The 22,212-nt window shown below is 62.9% G+C and carries 17 protein-coding genes and 1 tRNA gene; 10 read left to right on the plus strand and 8 right to left on the minus strand.

Annotated features, from left to right (window positions below; genetic code table 11):
• Nucleotides 1-105 precede the first annotated feature (105 nt).
• The 7 genes from B3H86_RS00510 (at nucleotide 106) to B3H86_RS00540 (ending at nucleotide 14,238) form a co-directional block, all read left to right on the plus strand.
• On the plus strand, nucleotides 106-2,121 hold the full coding sequence (locus B3H86_RS00510) for an NADPH-dependent 2,4-dienoyl-CoA reductase (protein ID WP_292050594.1): 2,016 nt from the start codon (nucleotides 106-108) through the stop codon (nucleotides 2,119-2,121).
• Nucleotides 2,122-2,133: 12 nt separating this feature from the next.
• Nucleotides 2,134-2,571: a nuclear transport factor 2 family protein gene (locus B3H86_RS00515; RefSeq protein ID WP_292050595.1), complete on the plus strand. Its 438-nt coding sequence runs from the start codon at nucleotides 2,134-2,136 to the stop codon at nucleotides 2,569-2,571.
• 170 nt (nucleotides 2,572-2,741) lie between these two features.
• Nucleotides 2,742-7,688 carry an Ig-like domain-containing protein gene (locus B3H86_RS00520; protein ID WP_292050597.1) on the plus strand — a complete coding sequence of 1,649 codons (4,947 nt, stop codon included), beginning with the start codon at nucleotides 2,742-2,744 and terminating at the stop codon, nucleotides 7,686-7,688.
• Nucleotides 7,689-7,855: 167 nt separating this feature from the next.
• Nucleotides 7,856-9,106, plus strand: coding sequence for a TolC family protein (locus B3H86_RS00525; protein WP_292050598.1), 1,251 nt, complete (start codon nucleotides 7,856-7,858; stop codon nucleotides 9,104-9,106).
• On the plus strand, nucleotides 9,103-11,220 hold the full coding sequence (locus B3H86_RS00530) for a type I secretion system permease/ATPase (RefSeq protein ID WP_292050599.1): 2,118 nt from the start codon (nucleotides 9,103-9,105) through the stop codon (nucleotides 11,218-11,220). The genes B3H86_RS00525 and B3H86_RS00530 overlap by 4 nt, the downstream gene beginning before the upstream one ends.
• The gene (locus tag B3H86_RS00535; RefSeq protein WP_292050600.1) at nucleotides 11,213-12,403 is read left to right on the plus strand and encodes an HlyD family efflux transporter periplasmic adaptor subunit; all 1,191 of its coding nucleotides are present in this window, start codon (nucleotides 11,213-11,215) and stop codon (nucleotides 12,401-12,403) included. Before B3H86_RS00530 ends, B3H86_RS00535 begins: the two co-directional genes overlap by 8 nt.
• Complete coding sequence (locus B3H86_RS00540) at nucleotides 12,400-14,238, plus strand: LuxR C-terminal-related transcriptional regulator (RefSeq protein ID WP_292050601.1); 1,839 nt, start codon at nucleotides 12,400-12,402, stop codon at nucleotides 14,236-14,238. Before B3H86_RS00535 ends, B3H86_RS00540 begins: the two co-directional genes overlap by 4 nt.
• Before the next feature lie 30 nt (nucleotides 14,239-14,268).
• Here B3H86_RS00540 and B3H86_RS00545 read toward each other — a convergent pair.
• The 6 genes from B3H86_RS00545 to B3H86_RS00570 all read right to left on the minus strand — a co-directional run bounded on the left by B3H86_RS00545 (nucleotide 14,269) and on the right by B3H86_RS00570 (nucleotide 17,692).
• Nucleotides 14,269-14,353, minus strand: a tRNA-Leu gene (locus tag B3H86_RS00545).
• Between the two features lie 102 nt (nucleotides 14,354-14,455).
• A complete protein-coding gene (locus B3H86_RS00550; protein ID WP_292050602.1) occupies nucleotides 14,456-15,463 on the minus strand; it encodes a fumarylacetoacetate hydrolase family protein in 1,008 nt (335 codons plus the stop codon).
• 84 nt (nucleotides 15,464-15,547) lie between these two features.
• Nucleotides 15,548-15,817 carry a hypothetical protein gene (locus tag B3H86_RS00555; RefSeq protein ID WP_292050604.1) on the minus strand — a complete coding sequence of 90 codons (270 nt, stop codon included), beginning with the start codon at nucleotides 15,815-15,817 and terminating at the stop codon, nucleotides 15,548-15,550.
• A 46-nt stretch (nucleotides 15,818-15,863) separates the two neighbouring features.
• On the minus strand, nucleotides 15,864-16,334 hold the full coding sequence (locus B3H86_RS00560; protein WP_292050605.1) for a methyltransferase family protein: 471 nt from the start codon (nucleotides 16,332-16,334) through the stop codon (nucleotides 15,864-15,866).
• Nucleotides 16,331-17,431, minus strand: a complete 1,101-nt coding sequence (locus B3H86_RS00565; protein WP_292050606.1) for an isoaspartyl peptidase/L-asparaginase family protein — start codon at nucleotides 17,429-17,431, stop codon at nucleotides 16,331-16,333. The genes B3H86_RS00560 and B3H86_RS00565 overlap by 4 nt, the downstream gene beginning before the upstream one ends.
• Nucleotides 17,432-17,482: 51 nt before the next feature.
• The gene (locus B3H86_RS00570) at nucleotides 17,483-17,692 is read right to left on the minus strand and encodes a hypothetical protein (RefSeq protein WP_292050607.1); all 210 of its coding nucleotides are present in this window, start codon (nucleotides 17,690-17,692) and stop codon (nucleotides 17,483-17,485) included.
• Nucleotides 17,693-17,940: 248 nt separating this feature from the next.
• Here B3H86_RS00570 and B3H86_RS00575 point away from each other — a divergent pair, with 248 nt between their 5' ends.
• Genes B3H86_RS00575 through B3H86_RS00585 form a run of 3 tightly spaced genes read left to right on the plus strand, consistent with a single transcriptional unit; the run spans nucleotide 17,941 to nucleotide 19,705 of the window.
• Nucleotides 17,941-18,519, plus strand: coding sequence for a YqaA family protein (locus B3H86_RS00575; protein WP_292050616.1), 579 nt, complete (start codon nucleotides 17,941-17,943; stop codon nucleotides 18,517-18,519).
• Between the two features lie 45 nt (nucleotides 18,520-18,564).
• On the plus strand, nucleotides 18,565-19,104 hold the full coding sequence (locus tag B3H86_RS00580) for a disulfide bond formation protein B (RefSeq protein ID WP_292050609.1): 540 nt from the start codon (nucleotides 18,565-18,567) through the stop codon (nucleotides 19,102-19,104).
• 10 nt (nucleotides 19,105-19,114) lie between these two features.
• Nucleotides 19,115-19,705 carry a demethoxyubiquinone hydroxylase family protein gene (locus B3H86_RS00585; RefSeq protein WP_292050610.1) on the plus strand — a complete coding sequence of 197 codons (591 nt, stop codon included), beginning with the start codon at nucleotides 19,115-19,117 and terminating at the stop codon, nucleotides 19,703-19,705.
• On the opposite strand, the gene B3H86_RS00590 is transcribed toward B3H86_RS00585, so the two are convergent.
• Both B3H86_RS00590 and B3H86_RS00595 read right to left on the minus strand, forming a co-directional pair.
• Complete coding sequence (locus B3H86_RS00590) at nucleotides 19,689-20,678, minus strand: esterase-like activity of phytase family protein (protein WP_292050613.1); 990 nt, start codon at nucleotides 20,676-20,678, stop codon at nucleotides 19,689-19,691. The two genes, B3H86_RS00585 and B3H86_RS00590, sit on opposite strands and share 17 nt — an antisense overlap.
• On the minus strand, nucleotides 20,675-22,212 hold a 1,538-nt coding region (locus B3H86_RS00595), incomplete at its 5' end, for a cobaltochelatase CobT-related protein (RefSeq protein WP_292050614.1). The genes B3H86_RS00590 and B3H86_RS00595, both read right to left, overlap by 4 nt.

A 22,212-nucleotide genomic window follows, 5' to 3' on the forward strand; every position in this document is an offset into this window, starting at 1 on the left:
ACTAAACCGTGTTTCAGGATAAATCACAAATGTTTTGCAACCCGTTGCAAAAACATTTGGTCGGTGTTCTAGATAGGGTTGAAAGTCCGTACTGGAGGCATGGAAATGACCCATTATCCGCATCTGAACAGCCCGCTCGATCTGGGCTTCACCACGCTGAAAAACCGCGTGCTGATGGGGTCCATGCACGTCGGGCTGGAGGAAGCGCCCAACGGCTTCAACCGCATGGCGGCCTTCTATGCCGAGCGGGCGCGCGGGGGCGTCGCCCTGATTGTCACGGGCGGCATCGCGCCCAATGCCCGCGCCGCGCCGTGGCCGGGGGCCTCCAAGATGACGACTGAGGAAGAGTCCGACCACCATAAGGTGGTGACCCAGGCCGTGCACGATGCGGGCGGCAAGATCGCCATGCAGATCCTGCACTTTGGCCGCTATGCCTATTCGTCGGAACTGGTCGGCCCTTCGCCGATCAAGGCCCCGATCAACCCCTTCGTGCCGCACCCGCTGTCGGGCGAAGAGATCGAGGAAACCATCGCCGATTTCGCCAATGCCGCGCGTCTGGCCCAGCGTGCGGGCTATGACGGCGTCGAAATCATGGGCTCCGAAGGTTACCTCATCAACGAGTTCATCGCCGAGCGCACCAACCAGCGCGACGACGAATGGGGCGGCTCCTACAAGAACCGCATCCGCTTCCCCGTCGAGATCGTGCGCCGCGTCCGCGAGACGGTGGGGCCCAACTTCATCATCATCTATCGCCTGTCGATGCTGGATCTGGTCGAGGGCGGCTCGACGCTGGACGAGGTGATCCAGCTGGCCCAGGCCATCGAAAAGGCCGGCGCCACCATCATCAATACCGGCATCGGCTGGCACGAGGCCCGCATCCCCACCATCGCCACCAAGGTGCCGCGCGCGGCCTTTGCGTGGGTGACCAAGAATGTGATGGGCAAGGTCGGCATTCCGCTGATCGCCACCAACCGCATCAATACGCCGGAAATCGCCGAACAGGTTCTGGCCGAAGGCAATGCGGACATGGTGTCGATGGCCCGCCCGTTCCTGGCCGACGCCGAGTTCGTCAAGAAGGCCGCCGAAGGGCGTGCCGACGACATCAATACCTGCATCGGCTGCAATCAGGCGTGTCTGGATCACACCTTCAGCATGCAGATCACCTCATGTCTGGTGAACCCGCGCGCCTGCCACGAGACGGAAATCATCATCGAGCCGACCGAGGCCAAAAAGACCATCGCGGTGGTCGGTGCCGGACCTGCGGGCCTCGCCTTCGCCACCACGGCGGCCGAGCGCGGTCACGCCGTCACCCTGTTCGACGCTGACGACAAGATCGGCGGCCAGTTCAACATCGCCAAACAGGTGCCGGGCAAGGAAGAGTTCTACGAGACCCTGCGCTATTTCGACCGCCGTCTGGAGCAGACGGGCGTGAGCGTGAAACTGAACACCCGCGTCAGCGCCGATGATCTGACAGGCTTTGACGAAGTGGTACTGGCCACGGGCATCGCGCCGCGCCGCCCCGACATCGAAGGCGTCAACGGTCCGAACGTGCTCGGCTATCTGGATGTACTGCGCGACAAGAAGCCGGTGGGCGAAAAGGTCGCCATTATCGGTGCGGGCGGCATCGGTTTCGACGTGGCCGAATATCTGGTCCACGAAGGCACCAGCCCGTCGCAGGATATCGAACTGTTCACCCGCGAATGGGGCGTGGACCGTACCTATACGAACGCGGGCGGTCTGAAGGCACCGCAACCGCACCCCGCCGCGCGTCAGGTGACCCTGCTTCAACGCAAGACCACCAAGGTCGGCGCGAACCTTGGCAAGACCACCGGCTGGATCCACCGCGCGGGCCTGGTGGCCAAGGGCGTGCAGATGATTCCGGGCTGCACCTATGAGCGCATCGACGATCAGGGTGTGCACATCAGCATCGACGGACAGCCGCAACTGATCGAAGCCGACACGGTCATCATCTGTGCGGGGCAGGAATCCGAGCGTTCGCTGCACGCGGCCCTGAAGGACAAGGGCGCATCGGTCCATCTGATCGGCGGGGCCGACGTTGCCGCCGAACTGGATGCCAAGCGCGCCATCAAGCAGGGCACGGTTCTGGCCGCAGCAATCTAAGGGGAGAAGACCATGCTGAGCACCGAGACAAAACTGGATCCCAGGGTGATTGAGACGCTGGAGCGCTGGCACCGCGTCGTGGCCAACAAGGACATGGGGACGTTGGCCGAGATTGTGCATCCGGACGCCGTTTTCCGCTCGCCGATGGCCTTCAAGGGCTATGAGAGTGCGGCGGCAGTTGTTCTGGTGCTCAGCAATGTCATCGAAGTGTTCGAGGACTTTACCTATCACCGCAGCTTCGCGGGGGCCGATGGCTTGAGCGTCGTTCTGGAGTTCTCGGCCAAGGTCGGTGACAGGTCGCTCAAAGGCATCGACATGATCCAGTTCGACGAGAACGGCCTGATCACCGACTTCGAGGTGATGGTGCGTCCGTTCAACGGTCTACAGGCGCTTGGTGCCGCAATGGGAGCACGCCTTGGGCACCTGCTTCCAGCCTATAAAGGCAGCTGACTTTTACAGCTGTGGCGGGAATGTGTTAACGCGATATATACCATAAATCTAAGTTTAATCAGGGTATTGCGGGTATCTACTAAGTAATCCTACGCAGAAACATATCGACGTTATGTAACGTTTTTGGGGGCAACCGTTCGCTTGTTTGCGTCGCAATCCGGAGCACCCCCATGCCCAACGCTACCACAACCCACTACGCCCTTCTCGCGAAGCTTGTCCCGCCTGGCCTGTCGGCATCGGCGAGCCCAGCCATCAATGCCAATGGCCTGATCGATGCCGCGGGAGCAGAAAGAATTTTTCTGCGTGAATACGCGGGCAATGTGTCGGGGATGCTTCGGCAGGGTGCCGATCTGTTGGTTTTTGGACCTAACGGAGAAGTCCTGACCATCCAGAATTTCTATGAGGGTGCCGCACCCAAGAAACTTCTGCTGCTGGATGGCAATGGTGGCATGGTCGTCATGGAAACGACCGCGACCAGCGACGGGCCGATGGCGCTGTACTCGACCCCGTCAAATGAACCGATTCCCTTTGATACCCTGACGGACGGCGAGGGTGCAGATGCCTTCGTCGCGGGCAGTGGCGCAGCCATGCTGTTTGGCGCTGCAATGGTCGGGGGCCTGGCTGCGGCCTTCTCCTCGTCAGGCGGTTCGCCTAGCTTCCCCGATGAACCGCCTCCGCCGAACATCCCCATCGACACGACGCTGCTGGCCCCGCCTATAGGGCTGCAATTTTCGGCTGATGGTTCCATCCTGACGGGTCGGGCCGCAGCCGGTTCGACCATAAATGTGCGCAATACGCAGGGTGTCGTGATCGGTACCGCTGTCACAGGTGCCGATGGCACGTTTAGCGTCACGCTCAGCCCGCCGCTTCAGAACGGCGAACGTGTGAGTGTTACCGCGACGGATGCGGCCAACAATACCTCGTCCCCTTCCGTGGCCTTTGCGCCAGACATTACCCCGCCAGCAGCGGCCACCGATGTGTCCGTCAGCGCGGACGGTACGACCGTAACAGGCAAGGGTGAGCCCGATGCCAGGGTCACGATCAAGGATGCTGACGGCAATACCATCGGTGAGGGCGTTGTCGGAGAAGACGGTAATTTCTCCGTCACCCTCAATCCCGCACAGACGAACGGCCAGACGATTTCGGTCGTGCTGAGCGACGCGGCGAACAATAGCTCTCCACCGACACCGGCGACCGCTCCGGATATTACTGCGCCCGACGCGCCGACCGATCTGGCCGTCAATGCTGACGGTACCGTTCTGACAGGCCGCGGCGAAGCGGGTGCCACCGTTACGGTCCGTGATGCCGATGGCAATGCGGTGGGACAGGGCACAGTCGCTGCGGACGGCACCTTTAGCGTGCCACTGTCACCCGCACAGACCGACGGGCGTGTTCTCAGTGCCACCCAGACGGACGCGGCCAACAACACCTCGGCCCCGGCCAGTGTGCGTGCGCCCGATCCGAATGACACCACCCATCCAGGCGACAATGGCGAAGTGCCCGTCCTGGCCATCCCCGAGGCCGAGGGTGGCGTAACCGATCAGGAAGCGGCCGACGGTATCCAGGTCCGGGTGACACTAACATCGGGCACTCAGGCCGGTGATACGGTGATCCTTACCATCGCCGGTGGTGCGGTAACCCGCTATACCCTGACAGCTGCCGATATCGCCGCAGGTACGGTCGAGATCACCATTCCGGCCGGTTCCAGCGGCAGCTATTCTGTCACGGCGATCATCAGCGATGGCCGCGGCAACGACACCAACCCCTCTGCACCGGTCAGCTACTCGATCCTTCCGCCCGGTGTGACGACAGCCGTGTCTGTAGATGCCATTGCCACCGATGATGTGGTGAACATCGTCGAATCCCAATCCAACGTCACCATCACGGGTCAGGTCGCAGGACAGTTCGCGGCCGGTGATGTGGTCCAGATCACCATCGGTGCAGCCGTCATCAGCGGTACTGTCGGCGCGGATGGACGTTTTGCCGTGTCGGTGCCCGGATCGCTTCTAACCGGCGGCACGGTGTCGGTGCTGGTCAAGGCGACGACTGCGGATGGCGTTAAGGACTTCACCGCAAGCCGTGACTACACCGCCGATCTGCAAGCGCCGCAAACACCGACCCTGACGGTTCCGGCCGCAGCGGACGGTGTGGTCAGCGATACCGAACTGGCTGCGGGCCTGACCGCCGAGGTCGGCCTGCCTGCGGATTCCGTCGCGGGTGAAAAGGTTATTGTGACCCTGAGCATTGGCGGCAGCAGCACCGTGTTCGAGCATGTGATCACCGCTGCCGATATCACGGCGGGCAAGGTTGTGTTTGCGCTGGGCACCACCCTTGCCGACGGCAACTATCGTATCGAGGCAAGGATTGTCGATCCTGCGGGCAATTCCTCCGCGCCCTCGGCTCCGGTGCTGTTCGAGATCGATGCTGTCCAGCTTGATGCCGGCACCAGCAATACCGGTGTCAGCGAGGCTGATCCGGCTGTGGTGGGTACCGGTACAGTCAACCTGACGGATGTAACGGGTTCGGCAACCTTTGCCCTGTCCGGGCCGTCATCAGTATTCACTTCCAAGGGCGAGCCGATTATCTGGACGGTTGACGCCAATGGCGTGCTGGAAGGCAAGGCGGGCGGGCGACTGGTGATCACGGCCTCCATTGCTGCGGACGGTTCCTATCAGGTCCGCATCCTTGACGGTATCGACCATGCCGCAGGCAGCGATTCCCTTGTCATCCCCCTTACCGTCACAGCGACAGACCAGGCCGGCTCGGCCTCCGGTGCGATCAATGTGACCGTCACCGACGGTGCGCCCGTCATGGCGGGTGCGGCAACCCTGACGCCGGTCGCGCCGGGCGTCAGTGTCGGCACCCTGGTGACCAGCATGGGTCTGGATGGCGGCTATATGCAGTCCATCCAGGTCGATGGCATGACCTTTACCTCCAACGCGGCAGGTCAGGTCACGGCCTCGGGGACCTCATCGACCGTCCTGTCCTATTCGATCTCCGGTTCGGTTATCACCCTCACCACCATCCGTGGCGAGACGGTCGAGATCGATGCGCGTACCGGCAACTACAAGGTGGCCGTGACAGGGGTCGGTGCGACCGAGGAGGTCCAGACGCCACCCAGCGTCGGCATGGCGACCACGGGCGGTCTTCTGGGCGTGCTCGATGGCAATCTGCTGGGCATCATCCGTCTGGATACCCAGCAGTTCTTCACCGCCTCCGACATCAATAACGATATCGTCTCGGTGCAGCTTTCCAGCCGCTCTCTGCTGGGTATCGGTGGCTTCAATTACAATGCCGCGCTTGCTGCGGAACTGGGCATCAATGTTGCTGTCAGTCCGTGGCAATCGGCCGGTTTCGGTGTGCTGTTCGGCAATGTCGGCATTACGCTCACCGCGGTTGGCGGCGGCACTATCGATAACTGGAAGCTGAACGAGTTCCTGGGCAGCGTGACCTTTGGCAACGGCGTACTGGATGCCAGCGTGCTGGAGTTCATCTCCATGTCCGCAACCGATCAGGCAGGCAATACAACGCCGCTGGCGAATGTCTCCCTGGCACAGCTGGGTGTGGGCAAGGGCCTGCTCGAAGCCATGCTGCCGGATGTCACCCAGTATGGCAGCAGCGGGGACAATGTCCTCAATGGCAATGACAATGTCAGCGGGGAACGTCTGAACAACCGTCTGTACGGCTTTGACGGCGACGACATCCTGAACGGCAACCTTGGCAATGACCTGCTGCGTGGCGGGGCCGGCAACGACATCCTCAACGGCGGCGACGGCAATGATGTGCTGATCGGCGGCTCGGGCGTGGATATCATGAACGGTGGTGCGGGTTCGGACGTGTTCAGGTTCGAGCGCGGCGATGCCTTCGGTATCGCTTCGACCAGCCGTGACATCATCGAGGACTTCAGCAATGCCTCGCTGTCGCAGGGCGGCGATGTCCTTGACCTGTCCTCGCTCCTCATCGGCGAGGGCCGCATCGGCCGCAGCGCCGGTAATCTGGCTAACTATCTGCACTTCGAGGCGACCGCAGAAGGGACTGTTGTCCACATTTCTACTGTAGGTGCCTTTGCGGGCGGCTACAGCGCCAACAACCAGATCGCAACCGACCACAGGATCCTGCTGAAGGGTGTGGATCTGACGGCGGGCTTCTCCAGCGATATTGCGGTCATCAATGACCTGCTGGCCCGCAACAAGCTGGTGGTCGATACCTTCAAATCGTCCAACAGTGCCGGATTCGGCGATCTTCAGATCATCGGCAACGCCGTGGACGGTGACGGAGATGGCGGCACCTCGCAGGTGGTCATCGATGACAGCCAGCTGACCAGTGGGGCAGGCAATAGCGCGCCATTTGTCGGAGCGGATGCTAACAGCTGGATCATCTCCGGTGGTGTGATCGGTTACAGCCTCAGCGGGCAGGACCTGCTGGTGGCGGATGCCGACAACAACCTGGCCAAGGTGGCCGTGAACTACACCCCCTTGCTGGCGGCGAACCTGACGCCGCTCGGGTTTGCCTATGATCAAAGCCTGGCCACCCTGTACGGCTACAATGTCGAACTGGTCGCAAACGAGGGCTTCTTGGGTGTGATCGCTCCCAGTGCCCGCATCGTGATCACCTCGGCCAGTGGGGATCCGCTCGATAACGAGGAAATCAACGCCTTCCTCGCGACGGTCCGTCTGGTTGACCAGCAGGGCGGTGTACTGTCCAGCAGTCTGCTGTCGGGCAATCTGTTCGCCAATCTGAGCCTGTATGCAGAGGATGTGTTCGGCCAATCGTCCGAGGCCAGCCTCGGTTCGTTCCTGAACATCAATGCCCTCAACAGTATCAACAAGCCGCTGGTGGGTGGTTCGACCGGATTCGGTGGCCAGAGCTTCTATGAAGAGCTGGTAGCCCTGCCATTCGAAGATGCGATCCGTTTCGATGAGGACCAGGATCCGCTGGATCCGAAGTCCATCGATCAATGGCTTGAGGGCGATGATCTGATCATCGGCGGCATGCAGTCCGATGTGCTGGATGTGGTCGGCACAGCCTTCGACAAGGCCTTTACCCTGTCGGATGGTGTGGCGTCATTCGTCCCGCCGCTGCCGCAGGATGACCTGCACGAGCAGAGCGTCATCTGACGCCATGCTGCCACCCTGTCCGGTCCCCCGAAAGGTGACCGGACAGGGCAGTGCCGCAAGCTTGACTACTCATTTACAGATTACAGCGTTATTTAAAGGACTCACTGAGTCGTTCAATCCTGCGTGGGGGCGTAAAGGTGCAAGCATTCCGGTTGATGCAAACGGCGATGGGGCTGGCTTTGGCCCTGACGGTCCTGAACGGAAACTCTGCCGCTGTGGCACTGGAACCCGGAGGCGAGGCGGAAATGGCCGCCGCAGTACGCGAGGCCCTGAGGCGGGATCCCGAAGTCCGCGCCACTCTGGCCGAGGTCGAGGTCGCCAATGTTCAGGGCGATATAGCGCGCAACGGATATCTTCCGGCTCTGAATGCCTCTGCGGGGCCGGAGTCATCGGGCATCGGCTATGACGTCAGCCTTTCCCAAACGGTCTACGACTGGGGGCAGGTTCGATCTACGGTCCAGCGGGCCGATGCGCTTTCGGCTCTGGAGCGCGCCAACTATCAGGTCAAACGCGACGATGTGGCCCTGGAGGTGGTCGAGCTGTGGCTCGATATCGCACAGGGTCGTGCGCAACTGGATCTGACGCGTGGGCACATCGATCGTCTTTCGCGGCTACAGTCCATGGCGCAGGAGCGCGTAGAAGGCCGGTTCTCCGATCAGGCCGAACTGGGACGGGCCAATCTGGCGCTGTCCACTGCACAGGCCAACCGTGCCCGTTTGAATGGCGATCTGTCCGAAGCGGAAAGCGCTTTCGAAGTCTTGGTGGGCTATCCGGCCTCGCGGGTGCTCGTACCCGACCAGCCGGCTTTTATGGCTGCCCTTGCGACCGAGCCCCAGTTGGAAGCGGCCATTACCGCATCGCCTCTGTACAAGCGGGCCGTCCATAACGCCGAGGCGGCGGATGCAGCCTATCGCGAATCCCGCGCCGCGGCCTATCCCCGGCTGGTTGTCGAAGGTTCGGTGCACAAGCGCGAGATCGGAGGGCGGCTGATCGATGATACCTCCATCGGCCTGCGTCTGCGTCTCTCGACCCAGCAGGGCTTCTCGGCCTTCCAGCGTCCGCGTCTGGAACAGGCCCGCCGCGACGCGGCCCAGTTGGGAACCGACACGGTGGCCCGCGAGGTCAAACGCAAGGTGCTGTCGCTTCAGGTGACGGACCGTGCCCTTGAAAGCCGCATCAATGCCCTGGCCGATCAGGTGAGCCAATCCGATGGTGTGCGTGCCACCTATGCGGAACAGTTTGTCGTCGGCCGGCGCGACATTCAGGACCTCGTGCTGATGGAGAACGAATATTACGAGGCCGAACGCCAGATTATCGAGTTGACCATCGAGCGGCTGCGGACCCAGTACAGGGCGGCGGCGCAACTGGGCCTTCTGGCCGAGGCCTTCGCACCGACAAGGGAGATGGCCAGCCGATGACCCGCCCTCTTCCCCCGGAGGTTGATCCCATAAGAGAAGGCCTTGCCCTTCTGGCTGCCGAGCTGGGATGTCAGACAACGGCGGCTATGTTGGGCGATGGCCTTCCGCTGGAAGACGGTCGTTTGCCGCTGGACCAGATCCGCAGGGCCATGCGCCGCGCCGGATTGTCAGCCCGCGTTGTCCCTCTGGCGCTGGATGATGTGCCGGACGATCTGTACCCCACACTGGTGTTGCTCAAGAATGGGCGCACCCTCGTGTTTGCAGGGCGTGAAGGCGATAACGCCATTGTCCTCAGCCCCTTTACCGACGGTGGTGCGCATCTGGTCAGCATGGAGCGTCTGCGCTCCGCCTATACCGGTCAGATGGTGTTCGCCCGTCCGGTGTACCGCAGCGATGACCGTGCAGGCGCCTATGCCAAGCCCCAGAAGCGTCACTGGCTGCGGGGCACGGTGGCCGCGGCATGGCCCAGTTTCATCGAGGTCGGGACCGCGGCCATTTTTGCCAACCTGTTGGCTGTGGGCACATCCCTGTTTGCCATGCAGGTCTATGACCGCGTGGTGCCGACCTCAAACTTTCCGACATTGTGGGTGCTGGCGTCCGGGGTGGTAATCGCCATTCTGCTGGAGTTGCTGTTGCGCCAGCTGCGCTCGCATCTGCTGGAGGCGACCGGAAAATCCCTGGACCTGAAACTGTCATCGCGGCTGTTCGAACAGGTGATGGCGGTCAGGCTGGCGGCCAAGCCGGGCTCTACCGGCGCATTCGTCAGTCAGGTCAAGGAATTCGAGGGCGTCCGTGAATTCTTCACCGCATCCACCGTGGCCGCCGTCAGTGATGCGCCCTTCATCCTGCTGTTCATCGGTGTGATTGCCATTCTGGGCGGACCCGTGGCCTTTGCCCCGATAGCGGCGGTCTTGCTGATGATCATTCCGGCCTGGTTGATGCAGTCCAGAATGGCGTCCCTGTCCCGCGAGAACCTGCGCGAAGGCGCGGTGAAGCACGGGCTGTTGCTGGAAACGGTCGAAAATCTCGAAGGCCTGAAGGCGGCCCGCGGCGAAGGACGCAATCTGCGGCAGTGGGACATGATGTCGGCGACGCTGGCCGATACGGGTCTGAAGACCCGCAACCTGTCCACCGCCCTGACGGCCATCGGCTCCAGTGTCCAGCAACTCGCCTATGTCGGGGCCGTGGTGATCGGGGTGTACCAGATTTCGGCGGGCCATATGACGATGGGGGCTCTGGTGGCCTGTTCCCTGCTGGTGTCGCGAGCCATTTCGCCGACCAACCAGTTCGTCGGCATCATGTCGCGCTGGCAGTATATCAAGGTTGCCCTGGAAGGGCTGGACCACTTGATGGAGGCGCCGGTCGAACGCCCCGAAGACCGCAGCTTTACTCGCAAGACCGATCTGAAGGGCCACTTCAAACTTGAAGGCGTCGAAGTCCGCTTCGACCCCGAGGCCGCGCCCGTCCTGAATGTACAGCGTCTGGAAATCCTGCCCGGAGAGCGTGTGGCCCTGATCGGCGGGAACGGGGCGGGAAAATCGACCCTGCTGCGGGCCCTGTCAGGGCTGGGTGATATTACCTCGGGCCGTCTGCTTCTGGACGAGATCAGCCTGAGCCAGATCGATCCGGCGGACCGTCGCCATGCGATAGGCTACCTGCCCCAGGACGCGGCGCTCTTCCACGGATCCTTGCGTGATAACCTGACTCTGGATGGGGGACGTCATACGGACGAGGATCTTTTCGACGCATTGGATGCGGTGGGGCTGGGGGTCTATGTGCGGGCCCATCCGCATGGGCTGGATCTTCCGCTGGTGGGGCGAACCAGTGTCTCGGGCGGGCAGCGTCAGGCCATCGGTCTGGCCCGTCTCATTCTTCAGGACCCGCGCATTGTCCTGATGGACGAGCCGACGGCGGCGTTCGACCAGAATAATGAAAACCGTCTGATCGGGTTCATGAAAGGGTGGCTGGAAGGGCGAACCGCCGTGATCGCGACGCACCGCCGCTCGGTCCTGGCACTGACAGATCGCATGGTGGCCTTGTCCAATGGCCGGATCGTAGGGTCGGGGCCGGCAATGGGTGGCCCTGTACAGGGCGGGCAGGTCGCCAATGGCTAGTGATCGCACGACGGCCCGACAGCTGCGGCGTGCCCTTTCCGACACGCGGGAGGGCGAGGCCCATCCGCTGGCGCGGCCCATATTGTGGACATGCGCCGGTGTGGTGCTGGCCTTCATTCTCTGGGCGTCGTGGGCCACGGTTGACGAGGTGGTGCGCGGTGAGGGCAAGATTGTCCCGAACAGCCGCGTTCAGGTGATCCAAAGTCTGGAGGGTGGCATCCTGCGCGACCTGATGGTCCGTGAAGGCCAGATCGTCGAGGCAGGACAGGTTCTGGCCAAGCTGGACGATACGCGGTTCAACACCGCCGCCGGTGAGACCGAGGCCCAGGTCATGGCCCTGACCGCCGCTATCGCGCGGCTGGAAGCCGAGGTTCTGGGCAAGACGGACATCCATTTTCCGGCCTCCATTCCCGCCAATGATCCGGTCATCGCTTCCGAGCGGGCTCTGTTCCGTGCCCGCCGCGAAAACCTGAATGCGACGCTGGCGGCGCTGTCGTCGGAAACGGGCTATGCCCAGCGGCAGTTGTCTCTGGTCACACCCCTGGCCCAGCGCGGAGTGGTGTCGGAGGTCGAGTCCCTGCGTCTGGGCAAGGACATAGCGGCGCTGACAGGCCGCCAGACCGAGGTCCGCAACACCTATATGCAGGAGGCCTATTCCGAACTGGCCGCCAAGAAGGCCGAGCTGGCGGCCCAGTCACAAATCCTCAACCAGCGCCGTGACCAGTTGGAGCGCACCGAGCTGACCGCGCCGGTCAAGGCGCGGGTCAATGACATCATGATCACAACGCGCGGTGGGGTGGTACAGCCCGGCCAGGCGATCATGCAGCTGACGCCGGTCGAGGACCAACTTCTGGTCGAGGTGAAAATCCTGCCCCGGGACGTGGCCTTCCTGCGCGAGGGCATGCCTGCCCGCGTCAAGATCACGGCCTATGACTATACGATCTACGGCGACCTGCCCGGCAATGTGGAGCAGATCAGCGAGGACACGATCGAGGAGGATACACCGCGCGGCAAGGTGGCCTTTTACAGCGTGCTGATACGCACCGACCGTGCGTGGATCGAAAAGAACGGCCGTCGTCTGCCCATCCGCCCGGGTATGGTGGCGCAAGTCGATGTTGAATCGGGTGAGCGCACCGTTCTGTCCTATCTGCTCAAGCCCCTGCTGAAGGCGAGGCTGACGTGAACGCGGTGCCCTATGGCGTGGCTCTGGCCGCCTATCCGGAAGGGCAGCGGTTACTGGCGCGGGACTGGAGCCAGCATCCGCTCGGCCCTGTGGAGCAGTGGGACGAGAGTCTGCTGGCAGGCCTGTCGTTTATACTGCCCATGTCCCTGCCTGCCGTCATCCTGTGGGAAAGCTCGGCGCGGCTGTTCTTCAACGCGGCATTCGAAAAGGCCTTTCCGGATAGAAGTCTGGTTCAGGGCCAGGCTGTGGGCGATACGGCGGACCCGCTCTGGAAATCCCTGATCAGCTATCGAACCGATGCGACCGAGGTCAGTATTCTGGTGAACGGGATGCCGGAGTGGTGGCAGTTCGTTCAGTCCCCGCTGGGCACGCGCAGCGGCGATATCCGGGGGCGTATTGTGCTGCTCGTCGATATCAACGCCCGCAAACTGTCGGAGCAGGCATTGAACGCCAGCGAGGAAACCCTGCTGAGCCTCATGGACCAGCAGCCGAAATTCCTCTGGCGCTCCGATCCTTTCGGGGCACCGGTATGGATCAACAGATTGGGCCGGCAATTCCTAGGCCTGGCCGATGGCGAGATGCTGGACGGCGCGCGCTCTATACTGGCACCGGATCTGGCGGTGATGCTGGCCGAGTTACAGCAAGGCGTGAAACTCAGACAGGCTGTAGAGCTGCAGGTGCGGATACGTTCGGCGCAAAAGGGTGTGCGCTGCTGTCTGATGTATTTCGTGCCCATGATGGATGCGCGCGGACGTGTCCATGCCTGGTCCGGATCGGGGGCGGATATCCATGAGTGGCATGAGGCGGCCATGCGGGCGAGCCACAGGCTGTCACCTCTGCCCGAAGGCGATCACCAGCGGCCTGTATTCGACCGCTATGGGCGCAAACAACTGAGCTTCGTTGTCGAGGTGGAAACGGGACGGATGCGTCCGCTCAATGCCCGAAGCGGGGTGGAGTGGGGTATCAGTCCCGAGGGACCGCCAGAATTGTTTGCCGACTGGCTCATGCGGTTGCGACCCGAGCAGCGGGAGCGGGCGGATGACACGCTGGCGATGGCCGCCGAAGGCACCGTCGCCGAGGATGTCTGGACGGTGACCCTGCAGGACGGTTCTGAACGACACGCCCATGTCACGGTGTTCCCAATAACCGGTGAAGATGGCGCTGTGCGCCAGATCGGCGGCATTCTGAAACCGACCCGCCAGATGCCCGAGCAGAGGGTTTACTTCGTCGATCTGGATCCGCCGCCGAAAAAGTCGCGCTGCGAGATCCAGCGCGCACTGGTCCTATTGGGCATCAAGGTGCGACGCTTCGATTCACTCGAGACCTTTGCGGTGGTGCATAGCGATCTGAAGCAGGGGGCGCTGGTCATCCGCTCGTCCAGACCTCACGAGGATTTGCGTGGTGCCTTGGAAATGCTCCACGAAATCCGGGACCGCTTTCCGTGGGTTCTGCTGGCCAATGCGGTGATGGAAATGGGCGAGGTGGTCGAGATCATGAACCACGGGGCCCAGACCGTGCTGCCACCACAAGCTAAACGCGCCGAAGCCGTCGCGGCTGTGCGCTCGGCTATTCCGGTGGACGCGCTGTTGAGCGAGAGGGCCGTGGAGGAGTTCGACCGTCTCGACAGCCTGTCAGTGCGCGAACGGCAGGTTCTGGATGGCCTGTTGGGCGGCGGCACCAACAAGACGATCGCCGCCGCACTGGGACTCAGCCCACGCACGGTAGAGACGCACCGTGCCCATTTGATGGATCGTCTGGGGGCCAAATCCCTAGCCGATCTGATCCGCATAGTGGGGCCGCACTATATGGCGAACCACACCCGGCGCACGGGCTAGGCTTTCGACTGTCGGGAAGGTTCGACCAGATGGTGCCGGTGGTCGGACTCGAACCGACACTCCTTGCGGAACCGGATTTTGAGTCCGGCGCGTCTACCAATTCCACCACACCGGCACGGTCTGGGAAGGAGGCGCAATCTAGCGATGACTTCGCTGTGGTCAATCCGGTTTGCGAAAAGAAAAACGCCGCCCTGTCAGGGCGGCGTTTCGTGTGGACCTAGACGGGGGAGACCGTCTGCTCGATCGTGCCGAAAATCGAATGGCGCTGATCGTCCAGCATCTCGATCCGGACCACGTCGCCGTGTTTGAGGAAACCGGTTTCAGGGGCTCCCTTCTGGATGGTTTCGACCATGCGCACCTCGGCGATGCAGCTATAGCCCAGACCGCCTTCGCTCACGGGGCGGCCGGGGCCGCCGTCGGCATCCTTGTTCGAGACTGTGCCCGAGCCGATGATGGTGCCGGCGCACAGGGCGCGGGTCTTGGCCAGGTGGGCGATCAGTGTGCCGAAGTCGAAGGTCATGTCTACACCGGCGTCGGCGCGACCGAATGGCTGGCCGTTGATATCGACGCTCAGTACACCGTGCAGCTTGCCGTCCTTGAAACGGTCGCCCAGGGCGTCGGGCGTCACGAATACGGGTGACAGGGCGCTGGCAGGCTTGGACTGGACAAAGCCGAAACCCTTGGCCAGTTCGCCGGGGATCAGATTGCGAAGCGAAACATCATTGACCAGGCCGACCAGACGGATGGCCGACAGGGCTTCCTCGCGGCTGGCACCCAGAGGCACATCGCCGGTCACGACCACGATCTCGGCCTCGAGGTCGCAGCCCCAGGCTTCGTCCTTGAGCGGCACAGGATCACGCGGGGCCAGAAACCCGTCCGAGCCGCCTTGATACATCAGCGGATCGGTCCAGAAGCTGGACGGCATTTCGGCATTGCGGGCCTTACGGACCAATTCGACGTGGTTCACATAGGCGGAACCATCAGCCCATTGATAGGCGCGGGGCAGCGGCGCGGCGGCTTCGCGCTCGTGGAAGCGGCCACGGGGCACAGCCTCGTGTTCCAGGCTTTCGGCGAGGGTGCGAAGCAGAGGCTCGCAACGATCCCAATCATCCAGGGCGGCCTGAAGGGTCGGTGCGATCAGGAAGGCGTCCGTATACCAGTTAAGGTCTTCGGAAACGACGACGAGGCGGCCATCGCGGCCATGCTTGAGCGAAGCGAGTTTCATGGAACAAAGCTAGTCGGATACGCCGAATTCGCAAACTGAATCTGTCAGGCTGCCCCTGAAATCCGGCAATACTGTACCGCTTGCCTAGCGGCTGGGGGCAGAAATGACGGCCCGCGCCTCGGCTCCGGTCTGAAGCATGGGATCGCGGACCTCGACCTCGACCACAATGGCACCGCCAACAATGCCGTTGTCCCAGAGGTAGCGGCGCTCGACCTCGACCTCGCGGCCGGACGGAGCCATAGCGTCGTACACATCACCCCACGGGGTAATCTTGCGCATCTCGGCAAAGTGCAGGCTGCACGCGGCGTCCAATTCCTCGAGCGCCATTTCGGATAGTTCGTTTTCGGTAGACATGGTCTGCCTATATAGGGGCTATGGACGCGCGGCTAAGTTTTTGCGCCTAGATCCAGCGCCGGACCCTCTGGCGATAGTCGTCATAGGCTGCACCGAATACCGATGCCAGGTGCGCTTCCTCGCGCGGGATGACCAAGCGGTCGATCACGATCACGCAGACAATCGCCAGACCCAGTGCGACCGGCGAATCCATCGCCACCGCAAAGCCGCAGTAGGTCAGGGTAAAACCGAGATAGATCGGATTGCGCGTCAGGCCGAAAATGCCGTCGCTCAGCAGGGTCGAAGCGCCCTTCCACGGCTCGACAGCGGTGTTGTGGCGGCGCATCTGGCCGGCTGCCAGCCCGTCGAACCCCAGACCCACCACAATCAGGGCCACGGCAATCCCGCGACGCATCATGTCCGTCAGGCCTATCGTCAGATCGGTGGTGATCTGTTCGATCCCCCACCCCGCCAGCAGGAAACCCAGAAAGATCAGGGGCGGTGGAAATTTGATGCCGGGGGATGCGGAATGGCTCATTGGTTTTCTTCGTCAGCGTAGATGGCCACGCGCGGCTGCGCATGGCTGGACACCGCGCCGCGGTACATGCCGGAGGTGTTCATGGAAAAGGCGATGGTGCCGTCAGGGGCGACGGCAATAACACCACCATCACCTCCCAGACGTCCGACCTCCGCGATCTCCGCATCGGCGGCCTGTTTCAGGCTCATGCCTGAGGCGGTGCCGTGGCAGATGTCGCGTGCGACGGTGGCGCGGATGAAATATTCGCCCGCGCCCGTCGCCGATACGGCACACCCCTCGGCGTTCGAGGCATAGGTGCCCGCGCCGATCACCGGAACATCGCCAACCCGGCCCCAGCGTTTGCCGGTGGTGCCCCCGGTAGAGGTGGCGGCGGCGATACGTCCCTGACGGTCCAGGGCGACGGCTCCCACGGTGCCGAACTTGCGTTCGTCCAGCGGGGCTTCGTGTAGATTGAAGGCCAGGGGGGCCGCGGGGCCGCTTACGGCCGGTGCGGGGGGAGCGCCTTCGGGTCTGGGGGGAATGGCTTCGCCGCGGCCGCGCAATGCGCGTTCCAAGGCCTGCCAGCGACTTTCGGTGAAATAGTAGGCGGGCGCGACCTTCTCCAGCCCGATGGAGTCGGCAAACACCTCTGCCCCCTCGCCAATCAGCATGACGTGGGGGGATCGCTCCATTACGGCGCGGGCGGCACGGATGGGATTGCGCGTGCGGGTCAGTCCGGCCACGGCTGCGGCATTCAGATCGGTGCCGTCCATAATGGCGGCATCCAGTTCGTTGCGGCCGTCAGAGGTAAAGACCGCGCCTTTGCCCGCGTTGAAAAGCGGATTGTCCTCCAGCACACGGACAGCGGCTTCAACCGCATCCAGCGCCGATCCGTTGGCCGCCAATACAGCCTGACCCGCATCGAGGGCCTGTTGCAGGCCCTGACGGTAAAGGGCGTCCCGTTCGGGGCTGAGTTCGGAGCGGTTGATCACACCCGCGCCGCCATGAATGGCCAAGGCCCAGGGCGCTTCCCCGCCCTGCGTCTGTTGGGCCAGAACAGGCACTGGCGCTGCGCAAACAGCGATGGCTGCCAGCAGTCCGAACGTTGTCGATTTCATGGATCACCCTCCGCTAATCCCGCACCGAGATACGGCGGGGCAGAGGCTTTGTCACCCGCCGTGGCCGAGCGTGGTATCGGTCCGCCCGTAAAACCGCACCGCCAGACGATAGCCGACGGCCGGCAGAATGGCGCAGATCACAGCGATGAACAGCACCGACCAAAAGCCGCCGTTGAGCGCTTGAACGCCGATGAACCACGCCCCCACAATGGCGGCAGGCGGACTTAACCAGGGCAACCAGCGCGGACTTTGCATGGGCATTGCGAGCTTCGACAGACCAGAAAGAAGACGAAGATAACGCGGGGGCACAGATACAACCGGACAGGTAGACAGGGATGTAGAGGCCGGGCGGCAGTCCGCCCTCTCTGACAGCCAAGCTATGCCGTATACCCGGTCAGGACAAGGTGGTCGTATGGCCGCACCATTTGCATCGCGCCTATCGCTGTGGGCGGGCTGTTGCTATGGAGAAGGCAGCGCGCACATGTGCTCGCTCCTACGCCGAGAAGATGATGCTGCGTAAGCTTTATGACTGGGTCTTTTCGCTGGCCTGCCACCGTCGTGCGACACCGGCACTGGCTGCGGTCTCTTTCGCCGAAAGCTCTTTCTTCCCCATTCCGCCCGATGTCATGCTGGCCCCGATGGTGCTGGCGCGTCCGGACCGTGCCTATTTCTATGCCACGGTCTGTACGGTGGCGTCGGTTCTGGGCGGACTGCTCGGCTATCTGATCGGCATGTTTCTGGAGCCGGTCGGCATGTGGATGCTGGCCACAATGGGCAAGACCGAGGCTTTCGAAACCTCCAAAGCCATGTTCCAGCAGCACGGCGCATGGGTGATCCTGATCAAGGGTCTGACCCCCATCCCGTTCAAGCTGATCACCATCTCGGCGGGTATATTCAAGTTCAATCTGGCCCTGTTCATAGCGCTCAGCGTGCTGACGCGGGGCATGCGTTTCTTCCTCGTGGCCTTTGTGCTGAAGCGCTGGGGGGCGCCGATGCTGGCAGTGGTCGAGAAACGCCTGGCCCTGTTTACCGTGCTGTTTCTGGTGCTGCTGGTCGGTGGCCTGGTGGCGGTAAAATTCATCCACTGAACAGGGTGGGTGACGGGTGCCTGATTGGAAGCTAAGACTGCTCCCATGAAGGCTCTTTATTCCAACCTGAAGCGCTGGTGGACGGCGGTTGCGTTTGTGGTGTCGGGCACCATGCTGGGCGCGGCCCATGCGTTCGAGCGTTTCGGCGGTCTTGATCCGTGCAACCTGTGCCTGAAACAGCGCGAGGTCTATTGGGCCGCGCTGGCGGTTTCGGGTGCGGCGACCCTGTGGCACCTGATCAGCAGGTCGCGCCGGGGGACACCGCGTCTGGCGGCCTTCGTGCTGGCTCTCGTCTTCATCACCAGCGCGATCACCGCGGGCTTCCATGCGGGTGGCGAACAGGAATGGTGGGCGCTGCCAGCCACCTGTTCGGCGGGTAATCCGCTGGACGTGGACCTGTCTAATCTGGCGGGTATCCTTGACGGCTCGGTCGAGGTCGCACCGGTTACGGGCTGTGGCGATATCCCTTGGAGCTTCCTTGGCCTGTCTATGGCAGCGTGGAACTTTGTGGTTTCTCTGGCGCTGGCCATAATGAGCCTGGTGGCGGCAAAACGTCCCAAAGACGCCCGCGCGCCGCGTAAGTAGGATACTGCGTATGACCCAAGCCACTGACAATGTCGCCGAAGCCCGCCGCGTCCCCCTGCCGCGACCGGGGGCCGGTGCGCAGGACCGCCGCATGGCCGAGATGCTGCGTGTGGATCATGCGGGCGAGTTCGCGGCGGTCCAGATCTATCGCGCGCAGCGCGCCATTCTGGGTGATCGCAAGGGTATGGACGGCATCACCCGCGACCTGACCGACATGGAAGGGCACGAACAGGTCCATCTGGACCGTTTCAACGCCCTGCTGACCGAGAAACAGGTGCGGCCCACGGCCATGATTCCGGTGTGGAAGGTGGCGGCCACGGTCCTGGGGGCCGGTACGGCCCTGCTGGGTGAAAAAGCCGCGCACGCCTGCACCGAGGCGGTCGAGAGCGTCATCGAGAAACACTACGCCGACCAGATCGCCGAGATCAAAGACAGCGATCCGGAGCTGGCGGCCGAGCTGACCCAGTTCCGTGAAGAGGAACTGATGCACCACGACCATGCCATTGCCCACGGCAGCCGCGAGGCTCCGGCCTATCGCCTGCTTAGCAGTGTGATCAAGCTGGGCTGTCAGGCCGCGATCAAGATCAGCGAGCGGGTGTAGTTTCCACGTCGAAAGCCAGCATCAGCGTGCGCTGGAGCGGATTTTCATTATCGTCGGACAGAATATAGAGGCGGGTTTTCCCGCCTCTTTTCGTTGCGGCGATGCCTTCGAAATTATCGGTCGTGCCGGGCAGTTTCAGCTCGATCATGACAGGGCCGAGCGTGCCGTCCTCGGCCATAGGGCGTACTCGCGCGCGGGCATCTATCGGCGGGGTAAACGCCCGTTGAACCACCCAATAGCCTGAACCGTCGGGATCGCGGTCCATGCCGGTGATGCGGTAATCGGAATCCTTGAGCGGTTCATCGGGCGGAATCTGCACCAGCGAACAGGTGATCCGGGTACAGTCCCAGATACCGCCATCCTCGCCCGCGACGCGCCAGTGGTCATTGCTGGACGCGGCTATGGCCTCCATCCCGCCGTTTTCGTTGAACGGCCAGACGGGGCGCGGGAGGCTAGCTGGATATTGCAGGGCATCCAGCGGGCCATAGTTCCAGATGCGGTGCTCGCGCTCGAAGCTGACCAGAAGCTGGCCGTCGGGCAGCAGCGCCAGCCCCTCGGCATCGCCATCGACCTTTTCGGTGATCGGCGTGCCGTCGCGCAGGGTCAGACGGCGTGACCGCAGATGGCCCATCCCGACCAGCCGCCCGTCCCCGCCCAGCTTCAGACGGCCCAGAACCAGATCGCCCGCATCCGAGACGGTGACGAAGCCTTGGTTGTCCGTCAGCTTCAGATCCGACAGGCTGCGAAGCGGGGAGGCTGTAGGGGTCAGTAACTGAACCCCGCCTGCGAATGTTACGCCATCGGCGAGCGACCATCCGCCCAACCCCAATCCTACCGCACGGGTGCTGGCGGACTGGGCCGTCCATCCGGTAGCAGAGGCGCTATCCGTCCACGGTTGGGATTTTATCGCCGCGCTGGCGCAGGCGGCCAGCGTCAGACAGACAATCGCGGAGAGATAGAGTTTGCGGTTCATGCAGCCTTGCGCCTGCGGGTCTGGGCGGTGGCCGGCTGGGCGTCGAACAGTTCGGCCAGCTTTTCGGTCATGGCCCCGGCCAGCTGCTCGACATCGCTGATGGTCACGGCGCGTTTGTACCAGCGGGTGACATCGTGGCCGATGCCGATGGCCAGAAGTTCTACCGGAGACGAGGTTTCGATCTCGGAGATGATCTGGCGCAGGTGTTTGTCGAGATAGAGGGCGGCATTGGCGCTCTGGGTGGAGTCATCGACCGGCGAGCCGTCGGAGATCACCATCAGGATGCGGCGCTGCTCGCTGCGGGCCAGAAGGCGGTTGTGCGCCCACTGCAGGGCCTCGCCGTCGATGTTTTCCTTCAGCAGGCCCTCGCGCATCATCAGGCCAAGGTTCTTCTTGGCGCGGCGCCACGGGGCATCGCCGGCCTTGTAGATGATGTGGCGCAGGTCATTCAGGCGTCCCGGATTGGCGGGCTTGCCGGCATTGATCCATGCCTCGCGGCTCTGGCCACCCTTCCACGCTCGGGTAGTAAAGCCGAGGATTTCCACCTTCACCCCGCAACGCTCCAGCGTGCGGGCGAGGATGTCGGCACAGACCGCCGCCACCATGATCGGACGACCGCGCATCGAGCCGGAGTTGTCCAGCAGCAGGGTCACGACCGTATCGCGGAAGGCGCTCTCGCTTTCCATTTTGAACGACAGCGGGCTGGACGGGTCGGTGATGACGCGGGTCAGACGCGCTGTGTCCAGCATGCCTTCCTCGAGGTCGAACATCCACGAGCGGTTCTGCTGGGCCATCAGGCGACGTTGCAGCTTGTTGGCCAGACGCGACACCACACTGCCCAGCGACGCCAACTGGGCATCCAGCATGGCGCGCAGGCGGTCCAGCTCCATCGGATCGCAAAGCTCGGCGGCGTCCACCACCTCGTCAAAGGCGGTGGTGAAGGCATGGTAGAAATCGACAGCGCGACCGTCGTCCTGAACCTCGTTGCGGTTCGGCATCGCGCCTTCGCTCAGTTCGGGGTCTTCCTCGCCCGGTTCGCCTTCGGCATCGGCGGGGCGACCGTCGGGGCGGGTCTGACGTTCTTCCTCGGCGGACTGGTCGTCGGCGCTGCCTTCGAGAGACTGGCCACCTTCGGCCTCGCCTTCGTCCTCTTCGTCGTCCTGGTCCGGTGCGTCCTGCTGGGACGGATCCGGTTCGTCCTCTCCCTCTTCTTCGGACTGGTCCGGTTCATCTGCGGAACCGGCCTCCAGATCAAGGGCGCGCAAAAGATCCTTCAGGCGTCGGGAAAAGAGGGTCTGGTCATCGGCCGCTTCGGCCAAGGCATCGAACTGTTTCCCGGCCCGGGCTTCCAGATCGTCGCGGACCTTGTCCAGCATGGCGCCAAGCGCATCGGGGGCGCGGGTCTGCATGATGCGTTCACGCACCAGCAGGGCCGCAGCCTCGCTGAGCGGGACACGGTCGGCCTCGGCCCTCAAGGCCCCCGTGCGTTCCAGACGGGCGGTCAGGGCCGCGCGGAGAGTGGCGCCCACTCCCG

It is taken from the genome of Brevundimonas sp. UBA5866 (assembly GCF_002432125.1).
In the GTDB taxonomy this organism is placed as follows: domain Bacteria; phylum Pseudomonadota; class Alphaproteobacteria; order Caulobacterales; family Caulobacteraceae; genus Brevundimonas.